This is a genomic window from Amycolatopsis sp. NPDC051045, from assembly GCF_040682955.1.
In the GTDB taxonomy this organism is placed as follows: Bacteria; Actinomycetota; Actinomycetes; order Mycobacteriales; family Pseudonocardiaceae; genus Amycolatopsis.
On the sequence record NZ_JBFBCC010000009.1, the window covers coordinates 1 to 14068 of the forward strand.

The following is a 14068-nucleotide window of genomic DNA, read 5'->3' on the forward strand; positions in this document are numbered from 1 at the left end:
AACCAACGGAACTTCCGCACCCGAGCCATCACAACCACCCCTTCCTCCAAGCGGTGTTGCAACAACCCCATGACTCCGAGCCACCTTGAGGGACGCTGAGTCCCTCAAGGTGGCATTCACGGACTTGCGGGCTAGAGGCCGGAGGCGGCCGCGGCGATCTTCGACGCGAACGTGCTCACCTCGGTGTAGACGCCGGGAGCGTGCGCCCGGGCGCAGCCGTCACCCCAGCTGACGATGCCGACCTGGATCCACGCGCCCGCGTTGTCCCGGCGGAACATCGGGCCGCCGGAGTCGCCCTGGCAGGTGTCGACGCCGCCGGAGGCGAGGTTGCCCGCGCAGATCTCGGCGCTCGGGATGAGGTCGGGGTAGCTGCCGCCCTGCGCCTGGCAGGTGGCGTCGTCGACGAACGGGACCGTCGCCTTGAGCAGGTACCGCTGCTGCGCGCCGCCTTCACGGGCCGCGCCCCAGCCGGCCACGGTGAACGTGCCGTTGTTGTACGTCGACGTCGACGTGATCGGCAGCGTGGAGAGCCCGCTCACCGGGGTGGCGAGCTTGATCAGCGCCCAGTCGCCGCCGGTCGAGGTGCCGTAGGTGGGGGACTGGTAGACGTAGGTCGAGCGGATCTTCTGCGCGCCCGAGCCCTGCAGGTCGACCACGCCGACCGTCGCCGTGATGGAGGTGTTCGAACCGGTCCGGCTCACGCAGTGCGCCGCGGTCAGGACGATCTGCTTGGTGTACAGCGCGCCCCCGCAGCCCATGGACAACCGCACCATGAACGGGAATTCGCCCTGGGCCGCCCGGGTCCCGCCGACGACGTCGGTGGACGGCGGCTGGGCGGCGGTGGCGACCGCCGGGGTGGCGAACGCCGCGGCCGCGGCGACCGCGGCCAGCGCGGTGGTGGCGTTTCTGAGCAGGGTGAACCAGCGCTTGGGAGCCAAGGGGATCAGTCCTTCCAGTGTCCACAGTGGAAGCCGTTGCCGTCAGCGGCTCCATGACTACACCAGGTGGTCACAGACCGGGACAACCGACTTTCTTCGGATCTTTCGGGCGGTTGGGTGATTTCTCACCGGCGGATCCGACGAACGCCGTAGGCCAGACCGCCCAGCAAGAGCACGGCGCAGCCGGCCAGCACGGACGGCAGCGGCAGGCTGAAGGCCAGCACCACGCACCCGGCGAGGCCCAGGACGGCGACCGGCCGCGCCTTACCGCGCAGCGTGAGCGCGGCGGCATTGGCGATCGCGTAGTAGGTCAGGACGGCGAAGGACGAGAAGCCGATCGCGGCGCGCAGGTCGATCGACGCGGCGAGCACGGCGACGACCAGCCCGACGGCGAGCTCGGCCCGGTGGGGCACGTGGTGGCGCGGGTGCACGGCGGTGAGGAACCGGGGGAGGTGCCCGTCGCGGCTCATCGCCAGCGTCGTGCGCGAGACGCCGAGGATGAGGGCGAGCAGCGAGCCGAGCGCCGCCAGCGTCGCGCCCACCCGGACGACCGGGGCGAGCCACCCCGGGACGGCGGCCGCGATCGGGTCCGGGCTCGCGGCGAGCGCGGCCGGGCCGAGCCGGACGAGCAGGAGCACCGCCAGCGCGGTGTAGACCACGAGGGTGATGCCGAGGGCGAGCGGGATGGCGCGGGGGATGGTGCGGGCCGGGTCGCGGACCTCCTCGCCGAGCGTCGCGAGCCGCGCGTACCCGGCGAAGGCGAAGAAGAGCAGCCCCGCCGCCTCCAGGACACCCCCGCCGCCGGGCCAGGCGACGAGCGGGCCGCCGGCGCCCGGCCCGGCGGCCATCGCCACCGCCGCGGCGGTGAGCACGAGCAGGGTGCACGCGACGATCACGCGGGTCGCCAGCGCCGACCGGTGCACGCCGAAGTAGTTGACGGCGGTGAGCGCGGCGACCACCGCGACGGCGAACAGGCTTCGCCACGGCTGCCCGAGCCCGGGTGCGGCGTAGGCGACGACGGTCAGCGTCATCGCGGCGCAGCTGGCGGTCTTTCCGGTGACGAATCCCCAGCCGGCCAGGTATCCCCAGAATTCACCGAGCCTTTCCCGGCCGTAAACGTAGGTGCCGCCGGATTCCGGATATCTCGCCGCCAGCTGGGCCGAAGACGTCGCATTGCAGTAAGCCACTGCGGCCGCGAGGACCAATGCGAACAGCAGGCCGGCCCCCGCCGCCCGCGCGGCCGGGGCGAACGCGGCGAACACCCCGGCCCCGATCATCGAGCCGAGGCCCAGGAAAACGGCGTCGGCGAGGCCGAGCCGGCGTACCAGCGGGGTCGGACGCATCCGGGTGATCCTCCAGGTATCGGCCGTGTTGCGTACCACAGCGAACCACGGCGCGCGGCGAACCGAATAGGGTCGATTCCGTGCCCGCCCCCGCATCCCATTCCCGCCTGTCCGCCGACGGCCCCGTTCTCGACGGGATTCCCGAACACGGCCGCGTCCCGCGCTACTACGCGGTCAAGGTCGAACTGCTGGCGGTGATCGCGGAACTCGGCGAAGGCGCGGCGCTGCCCACGGAACGGGAATTGTGCGAGCGATTCGAAGTGTCGAGGGCGACCGTACGGCAAGCGGTCGGGGAACTGGTGCTCGAGGGCAGGCTCAGCCGCCGCCAGGGGAGCGGCACGTACGTCGCCGGCCCGAAGCTCGTCCAGCCGCTGGTCCTGGCGAGTGGCACGGAGCGGCGGCGGCGCCAGGGCATCCGGCCGGGCCGGACGGCGATCACCCTGGAGCGGCGCCTGGCGGGCAGCGCGCTGGCCGCCGACCTGCGGGTGACATCCGACGCCGAAGTGTTCCACCTCGAGCGGGTCCTGCTGGCCGACGAGGAGCGCGTCGGGTTGGAGTCGACATATCTGCTCGCCGAGCGGTTTCCGGACCTCCTGAGCGTGTTCGAGCCCGGGCAGTCGCTCGACACGTGCCTGAGCGAGAAGCTGGGCGCCGTGTTCGACGGCGCCGAGGAGCGCGTCGAGACCGTGCTGGCCACTCCGCGTGAGGCGCTGCTGATCGGGACGAACCCGGCGGTGCCGATGCTGCTCACGCACCGTGTCGTGTGGGGCCCGGACGGCGCACCGTTCGAGCGGGTGCGCTCCCTCTACCGCGGCGACCGGCTCAGCTTCCTGACCCGCCTGGGCCGCACCGACTGAGCAGGACCCACGCGCGTGCAACCCCCGGGGGCGTCCGCTCCGTCTGGCAGGCATGCGTACCACGGTGAAACTGCTGGGCGCGGGCCTGCTGCTGCTCGCGGCGACGGCCTGTGCGGCGAATTCCGGCGCCGGGGCCCCGGCGGGGACCGGCACCGGGCCCGGAACGTCCACCACGGCGGCGACCGTGCCGGGAACCGTGCCGCCCACGGTCGGCCCGCCGCCGTCCCAGACGGTCGGGCGGCCGACGCAGGGCATCGCGCCGGGCGACGACGTCGTCGCCGAGACGCAGGTCGACGCCCGCGGTCTGCCCGAGGGCTACCCGCGCAGCCTCGTCCGGAGCCTCGACGGCCGGACCCTGATCCTGCAGGCCGAGGAGGGCGGCTGCCGCCGCATCTCCGCGCGCGTCGGCGAGCAGACGGCGCAGCAGGTGGTCGTGCTGGTGACCGTGTCGTCGGCCCCGAAGGGCCAGCTGTGCCCGGACTACATCAAGGAACTCAAGGTCCCCCTCGCCCTCGCGGCCCCGCTCGGGACGCGCACGGTCGTCCTCCGCCAGGGCTGAGCACCACCGACGCTGGGAGGGCGGCCCCGGGATGCCCGGGGCCACCCTCCCGGACCACGTCCGGGGCGGGAGCCGATGCAACCCCGCACCGCGCCCGCTCCGTCTTGACGGCATGAGGTACTCAGCGAAGGTGGTCGGAATAGGCGCAATCCTGCTGATGGCGACGGCCTGCGCCGGCCAGGACATGCCCACCGGCCGGCCCGCCGGCGGCGACTCCGCGGCGCCCACCGGCAGCGTGTCGACGTCGGCCTCGCCGTCGCCGAGCGAGCCGGTGCCGCCGGGCTCGCCGACGGCCAACCCGCCGGGCAAGCCCCGGCTGACCGTGCCCGAGGGCAGCACGCCGGTCCCGGCCGGCAAGATCGACGCGACCGCGCTGCCCGCCGGGTTCCCGCGCGAGGTGTGGACGGCCAACGGCGGCACCATCCTCAACATCCGCGCCCAGGAAGGTGGCTGCGGCCACGCGCTCGGCGAGGCGGCCGAGCAGACGGGCGACCACGTCGTCGTCGACCTGAGCGAAACCAAGGCGCAGACCGGGCAGATGTGCACGATGGACATCCGGTACCCGGTGATTTCGGTCGCCTTGGCCGCGCCGCTGGACCAGCGCACCGTGGTGCTGAAGACCACGCCGCCGAAGTAAGCGGGTCCCACGGCCCCGGAGAGAGCTCTCCGGGGCCGTGGTCTGTCCGGAGTGGACGGTCGCCGTCCAGTGGTCCGGACCACAAAGCGCGGCGTGTTCCACCCCCCGTCGAACTCGTCGAATTTTCTTCGCCTCTCGGTGAACCACCGTCGTGGCCGGGCCGTGTCCCCGGGTGAGGTGGCGATCAGAGAGGAGGGGCCCATGCCCCGGTTGAGCAGTGGCCGGCACCGCAAGCAGGCGACCGTCGGACTGGCCGCGTTGCTGGGTGTTTCCGCCGTCACGGCGACCGCCATCGCGTTGAGCAGTCCCGCGGGCAACGCGGCCGAAGCGCCCAAGGAGAACTGCGGGGGACTCGACACCGCTCTGCAGAACAACCTGACCTTCATCGCGGGCCAGCAGGCGAACCCGGACGCGCAGTCGGCCGCGCGGATCGCCAACCGGCAGGCGGTGGTGGACCTGATCCAGCAGCGGCGGCAGGTCGCGGGTTGCACGGCGAACGTCGTGGCGGGCAGCGGCCCGGCGGCCGCGGCCCCCGGCAATGCCGGCAACGCGCCGGGCCGGACGCAGGCCCCCGGGCAGCAGAAGGGGCCGGCACAACCGGCCGCCGGTGCGGGCGCGGCGGCGCCGGTGGGCGACGTCGTGTGCCCCGGTTCGACCGTGACGCTCTCGGGCGAAGCCGGCGCGCCGGCCGCGTCCAGCAACCAGTTCCCGGCCGGGACGAAGCTGAAGGTGACCAACCTCGACAACGCGAAGTCCACCACGGTGGCGGTGACGTCGGTGTCGGGCAGCTGCACGCTGCTCAACAACGCGGCCTTCGAAGAGGTTCGCGAGCCCGGGAAGTTCCTCATCCGGCGCGCGCGGATCGAACGCGTCGGCTGAGGGAGCGGGGAAGGAAGGGGGGCGCCGGTGGCGGGCCGGCGTCCCCCTTCCCCGCGTTCAGCGGAAGCTGATCTGCAGCACCGGATCGCCGGTGCTGGCGAAGAAGTCGTTGCCCTTGTCGTCGATGACGACGAACGCCGGGAAGTCCTCGACCTCGATCTTCCAGACGGCTTCCATGCCGAGCTCGGCGTACTCGAGGACGTCGACCTTCTTGATGCAGTCCTGCGCGAGCCGGGCCGCCGGGCCGCCGATGGAGCCGAGGTAGAACCCGCCGTGCGCCTGGCAGGCCGCCGTGACCTGCTTCGAGCGGTTTCCCTTGGCCAGCATGACGAGTGAGCCGCCGGCGGCCTGGAACTGCTCGACGTAGGAATCCATCCGCCCGGCCGTGGTGGGCCCGAACGAACCCGACGCGTAGCCCTCGGGCGTCTTCGCCGGGCCCGCGTAGTAGACCGGGTGGTTCTTCAGGTAGTCCGGCATCTCCTCGCCGGCGTCGAGACGCTCGGCGATCTTGGCGTGGGCGATGTCGCGGGCGACGACCAGTGGCCCGGTGAGCGAAAGCCGCGTCTTGACCGGCAGCTGCGAGAGCTGGGCGCGGATCTCGGCCATCGGCCGGTTGAGGTCGACGGCGACGACGTCGTCGGAGAGGTCTTCTTCGGTGACGTCGGGCAGGAAGCGGGCCGGGTCGCGCTCGAGCTGCTCGATGAACACGCCGTCGGCGGTGATCTTGGCCTTGGCCTGGCGGTCGGCCGAGCACGAGACGGCGATGCCGACGGGACAACTGGCACCGTGCCGAGGGAGCCGGATGACGCGGACGTCGTGGCAGAAGTACTTCCCGCCGAACTGCGCGCCGATGCCGAACTGGCGGGTCATCTCCAGGACCTGCTGTTCGAGGTCCGGGTCGCGGAAGGCGTGCCCGAGCTCGGAACCCTCGGTCGGGAGGGTGTCGAGGTAGCGCGCGGAGGCGAGCTTGGCGACCTTGAGGTTGAACTCGGCGGACATGCCGCCGACGACGATCGCGAGGTGGTAGGGCGGGCAGGCGGCGGTGCCGAGGCTGCGCAGCTTTTCGTCGAGGAACCGGGCGAGCCGCTTCGGGTTCAGGACGGCCTTGGTCTCCTGGTAGAGGAACGTCTTGTTGGCGCTGCCGCCGCCCTTGGCCATGAACAGGAACTCGTAGGTCGGGTCCCCGTCCTTGTGGTAGAGCTCGATCTGGGCGGGGAGGTTGGTGCCGGTGTTGCGCTCGTCCCAGAAGTTCACCGGCGCCATCTGCGAGTAGCGCAGGTTCAGCTGCTGGTAGGCGTCGAAGATGCCGCGGGAGAGGGCGCGTTCGTCGTCCCCGCCGGTGAGGACGCCTTCGCCGCGCTTGCCGATGACGATGGCGGTGCCGGTGTCCTGGCACATGGGGAGCACCCCGCCGGCGGAGATGGCGGCATTGCGCAGCAGGTCCATGGCGACGAACCGGTCGTTGCCGCTGGCCTCGGGGTCGTCGACGATGGCGCGCAGCTGGGCGAGGTGTGACGTGCGCAACAGGTGCTGGATGTCGGTGATGGCGGTGCGGGCGAGGGTGGTGAGCGCCTCGGGGTCGACCTTCAGGAACGTCCGCCCGGCGGCTTCGACGGTCTCGACGCCTTCGTCGGTGACCAACCGGTATTCGGTGGTGGTGTCCTTGCCCAGCGGGAGGACTTCGGTGTGCTGAAACGTGGTGGACGGCACTGCCAGGCTCCTTTGCCAGCTCCGGGATCCGCCCACCCTACGCAGTGCGGGAGGCCACGCCGAAGCGGCATGCGGTCACTGTGGGCCACCCCACGGCCGCGGTGGCGGAAGCTGGTCGGGAGGCCGGGTCCACCCCGACGGACCCGACCTCCCGGGGAAAGCGCCCGGATGCGTGCACATCCGGTTGCGAGGCCGGCACCGGCACCTCGAGGCGTTCGTGACGCAGGTCATCGGTCAACGCCGCCGGACGGGTGCTGGCGGAGGGTTGCTACCCAGGGCCGGTAACGGCGAAACCCGGTTTTCGGGGAAAATTTTCACGCCCGCGTGACCCCCTGGTCACCGGCCTGGGCGCACGCAAAAGGGGCGGGTGAGTACCCGCCCCTTTTGCTGAGAGAACCAGCCCGCGAAAAATGAAGTCAGCTGGCGTAGGCGCGGAGCCGGTCCGCGCGCTCGCCCTGGCGGAGCTTGGACATGACCTCGCGCTCGATCTGGCGGACCCGCTCGCGGGACAGCCCGAAGTGCTTGCCGATCTGGTCGAGGGTGCGCGGCTGGCCGTCGTCCAGGCCGTAGCGCAGCCGGATCACGTGCTGCTCGCGGTCGTCCAGCGTCGCGAGCACGCGGCGCAGGTCGTCCTGCAGCAGACCCGAGATCACGGCGCTTTCCGCGTCGGTCGCCTCGGAGTCCTCGATGAAGTCGCCCAGCGGGGCGTCCTCCTCGGCGCCGACCGGCATGTCCAGGCTTACCGGGTCACGCGAGTGGTCGAGCAGGTCCGAAATCTTGTGGGCCGGGATGCCCGACTCGGCCGCCAGTTCCTCGTGCGTCGCGTCGCGGCCGAGCTGCTGGTGCAGGTCGCGCTTGATGCGGGCCAGCTTGTTCACCTGTTCCACCAGGTGGACGGGCAGCCGGATCGTGCGGCCCTGGTCGGCCATGCCCCGGGTGATGGCCTGCCGGATCCACCAGGTGGCGTAGGTCGAGAACTTGAACCCCTTGGAGTAGTCGAACTTCTCCACCGCGCGGATCAGACCCAGGTTCCCCTCCTGGATCAGGTCGAGCAGCGGCATCCCCCGGCCGGTGTAGCGCTTGGCGAGCGAGACCACCAGGCGGAGGTTGGCCTCCAGCAGGTGGTTCTTGGCCACGTGGCCGTCGCGCACCAGCGCCACCAGCTCGGTGCGGCGCTTGGCCGTGAGCTGCTCGGCGGTGTCCAGCATGTGCTGGGCGAACACCCCGGCTTCGATCCGCTTGGCCAGCTCGACCTCGTCGGCCGCGCTGAGCAGGGCCGTCTTGCCGATGCCGTTGAGGTAGACGCGGACGAGGTCGGCGGCGGGGCTCTGGGCGTCGAGGTCGGCGTCGGTGAGCGTCCCCAAGCTCATCGGCTCCTCGCTCGCCTGAGCCGGGATACGCTCGCGGATCCCGCGTGACTCGCGTTCGAGAGTCTGGACTGACATTCTGCCTCCCCGGTCACGGGCTGAACGTGCTGCTGCGGTCGTCCACCGGGTGCGTACCCGCGGACCGGGGCCTGTGGAACCCGGTACGCCGGTCCGGCCGGCTTGGCTGGACATCTGGTGCAACGCTCCGGGTTTCCAAAACGTTCCCGGCTCGCTGAAAAGGAAGACGGCTGCCGGCGCGCTCCGGTTGCTCCACCATTGCTGAGCTTTTGCTGAGAACGGCGGGTGCGGGGGAACCTGAGAATCCCATGAGAATCGGGCCGGGAAGTGAACCACCGCCCAGGTCCCCGCCGCCGCCTCGACGGCAAGCGCAGCGCGTTCGGGAGTGGTCTAGACCTCTACGAGAACGGTGAACGGCCCGTCGTTGACGCTGGAGACCGCCATCGTGGCCCCGAATCGTCCCGTCGCCACGGTCGCGCCGCGGCCGCGCAATTCGGCCACGACCGCGTCCACCAACGGTTCGGCGACGTCCGGCCGCGCCGCCTGCGTCCACGACGGCCGTCGTCCCTTCTTCGTGTCGCCGTAGAGCGTGAACTGGCTCACCACGAGCAACGGCGCATTCGCCGTGGCGCATGATTCCTCGTCGCGCAGCACTCGCAGTTCGTGCAGTTTGCGCGCCATCGTGACGGCCTTCGCGGCGTCGTCGTCGGCGTGGATTCCCAGCAGCACAAGCAAACCCGGCTCGCCGAGCGCGCCGACGACCTCGTCGCCGACGGTGACGTCCGCCCGCGTGACCCGGGCCGCGACCGCCCTCACCGGTCCGCCGGGACGAGCATGCCGTGGCGGACGAGCTCCCGGACGACGGGCAGTGCGGCGGCCGCGAGTTCCGGCGCTTCCATGCCCTGCGCGGCCGCGAGGAGCTCGATCAGGTCTTCCAGGGGCAGCGCCCCGCGGCAGCCCGCCAGCAGCCGCGCGGCCAGCTCGTCGACTTCGTGCTGCCAGCCCGGCCCGTCGGTGCGGTGCAACCGCCGGACGGTCGTCGCCCAGCCTTCGTCGCCGGGTTCTTCGACGCTTTCGAGCAGGACCGTGTCCGGCACCACAAATCGGACATCCAGTAGAGAATCACTCGATTCGCGCAGCCATTCCACCCGGTCCAGCCAGCCCGCCGCTTCCGGGCCCAGCGGGTCGTCGTACGCCTGCCGGAGGTCTTCGCACACGACCGTCGGTGTCCGTCCGGCCGCGCGCCGCAGCGTGACGAACCCGAAGCCGATGCCCCGGACGTCGTGGGCGGCGAACCAGTCGAGCCACGCCGCCGCCTTCGCCCGGCCCTCGGGCGAGCGCGGGTCGAGGCCCGCGTCCCGCAACCAGGTGCCGACGTAGAGCGCCGGATCGGCGACGTCGCGCTGCACGAACCAGGCGTCGGTCTCGGCGGGCAGCCAGCGGCTCACCCGGTCGGCCCAGTCTTCGCGGGAGGTGTGCAGCCACGAGGCGAGCAGGTGCCCGACGCCGCCGTCGTTGAGGAACCCCGGCAGCTGCCGCACGACCAGCGCGCTCGCGTCGTCGCCCGCCAGCCCGGAGTCGCGGTAGGTGTAGTCGACGCGGGCCGGCCCGACCACGAACGGCGGATTGCACACGACCTGGTCGAACCTGCGCCGCGCGACCGGTGCGAACCACTCGCCGCGGACCAGTTCGACGTCCAGTTCGTTCAGCCGGAAGGTCGCCGCGGCCAGGGCCAGGGCGCGCGCGGAGACGTCGGTCGCGGTGACGCGCTGTGCGTGCCGGGTCGCGTGCAGGGCCTGCACGCCGTTGCCGGTGCCCAGGTCGAGCAGCGTGCCGACCGGGCGGCGGCTGGTCGCGCGGATCAGCGACAGCGACGCGTGGCCGACGCCGAGCACGTGGTCCTCGGGCACGGTGGTGCCCAGCACGTCGGCGTCGAGGTCGGAAACCACCCACCAGGAGCCCTCTTCGTCGCCGTGCGGCCGGACGTCGAGGGCGGCGCGGTACCCGTCGCCGCCGGCGGTCAGCAGCCCGGCGGCGACGGCGTCTTCGGGGGTCAGGGGGGCGAAGGCAGCCTTGACCGCGGTCTCGGGTTCGGTGCCGCCCAGCAGGAACAGCCGGATCAGCGTGCCGAGGTCGCCGGCGTCCCGGCTGGCGCGTTCGGCCGGCACCGGCTCGCCGCGGCCCAGCGCCGCGTGCGCGGCCCCGCCGAGGGCGGCCACCACGCCGTCGGCGTCGTAGGAGGTGCGCCGGAAGGCCTCGCGCAGCCGCGCGCAGACGTCGTCGGACAGGTCGGGCAATGCGCTTCGCGTGCTCACGGTGGGTAATGCTGCCACGATGGCCCCCGTGACCCTTGAACGCGTCCTCGCCCCGCTCGACGCGGCGCTGCCCGAGCTCGAAGCGCTGTACATCGATCTGCACCGGCACCCGGAGCTGTCCTTCGCCGAGACCCGGACCGCGGCCGAGCTGGCCCGGCGGCTGGAGGGCGACGGCTACGAGGTGCACACCGGCATCGCCGGCACCGGCGTGCTGGGCGTGCTGCGCAACGGCGAGGGCCCCACGGTGCTGCTGCGGGCCGACATCGACGCGCTGCCGGTCGAGGAGAAGACCGGGCTGTCGTACGCCAGCACCGCCCGCGGCACCGACGAGCACGGCAACGACGTCCCCGTCATGCACGCCTGCGGGCACGACATGCACGCCACCTGGCTCTCCGGCGCCGCCGCGCTGCTCGCCCGCGGCCGCGACACCTGGGCCGGCACGCTGCTGGTGGTGTTCCAGCCGGGGGAGGAGGGCGCGGGCGGCGCCGCGGCGATGGTCCGCGACGGCCTGTTCGCCGTCGCGGGGACGCCCGACGTCGTGTTCGGGCAGCACCTGGTGCCCGGCCCGGCCGGCTGGGTGCTCACCCGGCCCGGCGTGATCATGGCCGCCACCGACACACTGCGCGTCACCCTGCACGGCCGCGGCGGGCACGGTTCGCGCCCGGAGACGACCGTCGACCCGGCCGTGCTGGCCGCGTCCGTGGTGCTGAAGCTGCAGACGATCGTGTCGCGGGAGATCGCCGCCACGGACTCGGCCGTGGTCACGGTCGGTTCACTGCACGTGGGCACCGCTAGCAACGTGATCGCCGACGACGCCGTGCTCGAGGTCAACGTCCGGTCCTTCGACCAGGCCGTGCGCGAGCGGGTGCTGGCCGCGGTCGAGCGGATCGTGCACGGCGAGGCCGCCACGGCCGGCGCGCCGAAGCCGCCGGTGATCGAGCGGTCCGGCGCCTACCCGGTCACCGAGAACGACGAAGCCGCCAACGACGCGCTCACCGAGGTCTTCCGCGCGCGCTTCGGGACCGACGTGGTGCTGCCGGCGCCGCTGATCACCGGCAGCGAGGACTTCAGCGAGTTCGGCCGCGCGGCCGGCGCACCGTCGGTGTTCTGGCTGGTCGGCGGCTTCGACCCGGAGACGGTCATCACGGCGATGACCGAGGGCCGGTTCGAGCGCGACATCCCGTCCAACCATTCGCCGCGGTTCGCCCCGGTCCTGCACCCCACCCTGCGCACCGGCATCGAAACCCTCGTCGTGGCCGCGTTGAGCAAGTTGCGTCACCCCGGTGTCGGATGAACCGCGCAAGTGGGACGATGGAAGGCGGAGGTGGTGCAGTGACCATGCCCGCCAACGACTCGGACCCGGTGCTGATCACCGGGGCGGCCCCGTCGTACGAACAGCAGCTCGCCGCGCGCAAGCGCAAGTACGTCATCATGATGGCCTGCCGGATCCCGTGCCTGATCGCGGCCGGGCTGACCTACCACGTGTGGTGGCTGGCGCTGACGTTCCTCGCGATCTCGGTCCCGTTGCCGTGGATCGCGGTGCTGATCGCGAACGACCGCCCGCCGCGCAAGACCGAGCAGGTCTCGACTTATCAGCACGAGGCGAAGGCGATCGAGAGCACCAGCCACCGCGTCATCGACGGCTGAGGGGTCACCCCGGCTGGTTCACCCCGGCTGGGGGCCCACCTTCCCGACGGCCAGCGCGCCCAGCCGCGTCCCGTGCCGCAGGACGTCCACAGTGGACTCCCCGGCGAGCCAGCCGGTGAGCACGCCCGCGTCGAAGGCGTCGCCCGCGCCGGTCGAGTCGACGCAGTCCGCCTCGACCGCGGGCACGCTCGTGACCCCGCCCGCGTCGACCCAGCTGGCACCCTCGAGCCCGGCGGTGACGACCACCGCGCCGACCGCGCCGAGCAGCTCCTTCGCCGACGCCGGGTCCGCCGAGCCGGTCAGCGCGACCAGCTCCTCGGTGTTCGGCATCAGCAGGTCGACCCCGCGCACGTCGTCGAGGAACGCCGCCGGGTCGGTGATGTGCGCGGCCGCCTGCGGGTCGACCGACGTCGTGAGCCCGGCGTCCTTCGCCGCGGCCAGCGCGGCCAGCCCGGCCGCCCGTGACGGCGGGTCGAGCAGCACGTACCCGGACAGGTGCAGGTGGCTCGCGCCCGCCAGAGCCTCGGGGGTGACGTCCCCGGGGGCGAAGCGCTGGTTCGCGCCGCGGTCGGCCAGCATGCTGCGCTGCCCGGAACCGTCGACCATCACCACGACGCAGCAGGTCGGAGCCTCGGAGTCGACGGCGAACGCGCACCGCACACCCGCCGCCTCCAGCTCCGCGCGGATCAGGCGGCCGCCGGGGTCGTCGCCGATCCGCGCGAGCAACGTCGTCTCCGCGCCGAGGGAACGCAGCCACAGCGCCGTGTTGGCGCCCGCGCCGCCGCCGGTGAACCGGATCTTCGCGCGCGCGTCGCCGCCGTGCGGCAGCGGCTTGTCGTGCCGGGCGATCACGTCCAGGGCCGCGTCGCCGACCACCACGATCCCGTTCATGCCAGCGCCACCGCGACCTCGGTGGCCAGCTTCGCGTTGCTGAGCACCAGTGCTTCGTTCGCGTCGATGCTCACCCCGCCGCTGGCGGTGTGGAAGTGCTCCAGCAGCACCGGCGTGACCTCGGCGCCGTGCACGTCCTGCTCTTCGACGAGCGCGAGGCCCTCGGCGAGCAGCCGGTCGTGCAGCTCTCTGTCCATTTCGGACGCTACGGGGATCGGGTTCGCCAGCAGGACACCGGAACCCGCGTAGGCGCGGTGCGCGTCGATCACGGCGGCGGCCTGCTTCGGGTCGTCGACCCGCCAGCCCACGGCGTGCCCGGACGAACGCAGGTAGAACGCCGGGAAGTCGTCGGTGCGGTAGCCCAGCACCGGCACCGAGTTCGTCTCCAGCACCTCGAGGGTGGCCGGGATGTCGAGCACCGACTTCACGCCGGAGCAGACGACCACGGTCGGCACCTTCGCCAGCACGCCCAGGTCCGCCGAGACGTCCCAGGTCTGCGCGGCGCCGACGTGCACGCCGCCGAGCCCGCCGGTGGCGAACATCCCGATCCCGGCCGCGGCGGCCAGCGCCGACGTGCTCGCCACGGTCGTCGCGCCGGAGCGGCCGAGCCCGACGGCCGGGCCGAGGTCCCGCAGCGACAGCTTGTCCAGGCCGGCGTCCGGCGCGCAGACGCGCTCGAGCTCGGCGGGGGAGAGGCCGACGACGATCCGCCCGTCGAGCACCGCGATCGTGGCCGGGACGGCGCCGCCGTCGCGGACCACGCCTTCGAGGCGGCGGGCGACGTCGAGGTTGCGGCCCGGCGGCAGGCCGTGGGACAGGATGGTGCTCTCCAGCGCGACGACGGGGTGCCCGTCACGCAGCGCCGAGGCGACCTCTTCGTGCAGCGAGAGTGCGGTAGTCACGAGGG

Annotated in this window: 14 protein-coding genes; 6 read left to right on the forward strand and 8 right to left on the reverse strand. The window is 72.4% G+C overall.

Annotated features, from left to right (window positions below; all coding sequences use genetic code 11):
- Nucleotides 1-131: 131 nt before the first annotated feature.
- Complete coding sequence (locus AB0M80_RS21840; protein ID WP_364567654.1) at nucleotides 132-938, reverse strand: serine protease; 807 nt, start codon at nucleotides 936-938, stop codon at nucleotides 132-134.
- Nucleotides 939-1063: 125 nt separating this feature from the next.
- Nucleotides 1064-2281: an APC family permease gene (locus AB0M80_RS21845; RefSeq protein ID WP_364567657.1), complete on the reverse strand. Its 1218-nt coding sequence runs from the start codon at nucleotides 2279-2281 to the stop codon at nucleotides 1064-1066.
- Between the two features lie 80 nt (nucleotides 2282-2361).
- Between AB0M80_RS21845 and AB0M80_RS21850 the strand changes: the two genes are divergently transcribed.
- From AB0M80_RS21850 to AB0M80_RS21865, 4 genes are all read left to right on the forward strand, one after another.
- Nucleotides 2362-3138 carry a GntR family transcriptional regulator gene (locus AB0M80_RS21850; protein ID WP_364567660.1) on the forward strand — a complete coding sequence of 259 codons (777 nt, stop codon included), beginning with the start codon at nucleotides 2362-2364 and terminating at the stop codon, nucleotides 3136-3138.
- Between the two features lie 52 nt (nucleotides 3139-3190).
- Complete coding sequence (locus AB0M80_RS21855) at nucleotides 3191-3697, forward strand: hypothetical protein (RefSeq protein ID WP_364567663.1); 507 nt, start codon at nucleotides 3191-3193, stop codon at nucleotides 3695-3697.
- 112 nt (nucleotides 3698-3809) lie between these two features.
- Complete coding sequence (locus tag AB0M80_RS21860; protein WP_364567666.1) at nucleotides 3810-4334, forward strand: hypothetical protein; 525 nt, start codon at nucleotides 3810-3812, stop codon at nucleotides 4332-4334.
- Nucleotides 4335-4535: 201 nt separating this feature from the next.
- Nucleotides 4536-5213, forward strand: a complete 678-nt coding sequence (locus AB0M80_RS21865; RefSeq protein ID WP_364567669.1) for a hypothetical protein — start codon at nucleotides 4536-4538, stop codon at nucleotides 5211-5213.
- A gap of 57 nt (nucleotides 5214-5270) precedes the next feature.
- On the opposite strand, the gene AB0M80_RS21870 is transcribed toward AB0M80_RS21865, so the two are convergent.
- From AB0M80_RS21870 to AB0M80_RS21885, 4 genes are all read right to left on the reverse strand, one after another.
- A complete protein-coding gene (locus AB0M80_RS21870; RefSeq protein ID WP_364567672.1) occupies nucleotides 5271-6923 on the reverse strand; it encodes a fumarate hydratase in 1653 nt (550 codons plus the stop codon).
- 416 nt (nucleotides 6924-7339) lie between these two features.
- Nucleotides 7340-8368, reverse strand: coding sequence for a sigma-70 family RNA polymerase sigma factor (locus AB0M80_RS21875; protein ID WP_364567675.1), 1029 nt, complete (start codon nucleotides 8366-8368; stop codon nucleotides 7340-7342).
- 330 nt (nucleotides 8369-8698) lie between these two features.
- Nucleotides 8699-9124: a D-aminoacyl-tRNA deacylase gene (gene dtd / locus AB0M80_RS21880; protein WP_364567678.1), complete on the reverse strand. Its 426-nt coding sequence runs from the start codon at nucleotides 9122-9124 to the stop codon at nucleotides 8699-8701.
- Complete coding sequence (locus AB0M80_RS21885; RefSeq protein ID WP_364567681.1) at nucleotides 9121-10623, reverse strand: methyltransferase; 1503 nt, start codon at nucleotides 10621-10623, stop codon at nucleotides 9121-9123. The genes dtd and AB0M80_RS21885 overlap by 4 nt, the downstream gene beginning before the upstream one ends.
- A gap of 28 nt (nucleotides 10624-10651) precedes the next feature.
- Here AB0M80_RS21885 and AB0M80_RS21890 point away from each other — a divergent pair, with 28 nt between their 5' ends.
- Nucleotides 10652-11917, forward strand: a complete 1266-nt coding sequence (locus AB0M80_RS21890) for an amidohydrolase (RefSeq protein ID WP_364567684.1) — start codon at nucleotides 10652-10654, stop codon at nucleotides 11915-11917.
- A 38-nt stretch (nucleotides 11918-11955) separates the two neighbouring features.
- Nucleotides 11956-12270, forward strand: coding sequence for a DUF3099 domain-containing protein (locus AB0M80_RS21895; protein ID WP_364567687.1), 315 nt, complete (start codon nucleotides 11956-11958; stop codon nucleotides 12268-12270).
- A gap of 18 nt (nucleotides 12271-12288) precedes the next feature.
- Here the strand turns inward: AB0M80_RS21895 and AB0M80_RS21900 are convergent, their stop codons facing one another.
- Together AB0M80_RS21900 and AB0M80_RS21905 are read right to left on the reverse strand one after the other, a co-directional pair.
- On the reverse strand, nucleotides 12289-13161 hold the full coding sequence (locus AB0M80_RS21900; RefSeq protein ID WP_364567690.1) for a carbohydrate kinase family protein: 873 nt from the start codon (nucleotides 13159-13161) through the stop codon (nucleotides 12289-12291).
- Nucleotides 13158-14063 carry a pseudouridine-5'-phosphate glycosidase gene (locus tag AB0M80_RS21905; protein ID WP_364567693.1) on the reverse strand — a complete coding sequence of 302 codons (906 nt, stop codon included), beginning with the start codon at nucleotides 14061-14063 and terminating at the stop codon, nucleotides 13158-13160. The genes AB0M80_RS21900 and AB0M80_RS21905 overlap by 4 nt, the downstream gene beginning before the upstream one ends.
- Between the last annotated feature and the right edge of the window lie 5 nt (nucleotides 14064-14068).

Bases quoted from the DNA above. Each gene is read 5' to 3' on its own strand.
- AB0M80_RS21875 (WP_364567675.1), bottom strand. From the start codon at position 8,368: ATGTCAGTCCAGACTCTCGAACGCGAGTCACGCGGGATCCGCGAGCGT.
- AB0M80_RS21900 (WP_364567690.1), bottom strand. From the start codon at position 13,161: ATGAACGGGATCGTGGTGGTCGGCGACGCGGCCCTGGACGTGATCGCC.
- AB0M80_RS21860 (WP_364567666.1), top strand. From the start codon at position 3,810: ATGAGGTACTCAGCGAAGGTGGTCGGAATAGGCGCAATCCTGCTGATG.
- AB0M80_RS21855 (WP_364567663.1), top strand. From the start codon at position 3,191: ATGCGTACCACGGTGAAACTGCTGGGCGCGGGCCTGCTGCTGCTCGCG.
- AB0M80_RS21845 (WP_364567657.1), bottom strand. From the start codon at position 2,281: ATGCGTCCGACCCCGCTGGTACGCCGGCTCGGCCTCGCCGACGCCGTT.
- AB0M80_RS21865 (WP_364567669.1), top strand. From the start codon at position 4,536: ATGCCCCGGTTGAGCAGTGGCCGGCACCGCAAGCAGGCGACCGTCGGA.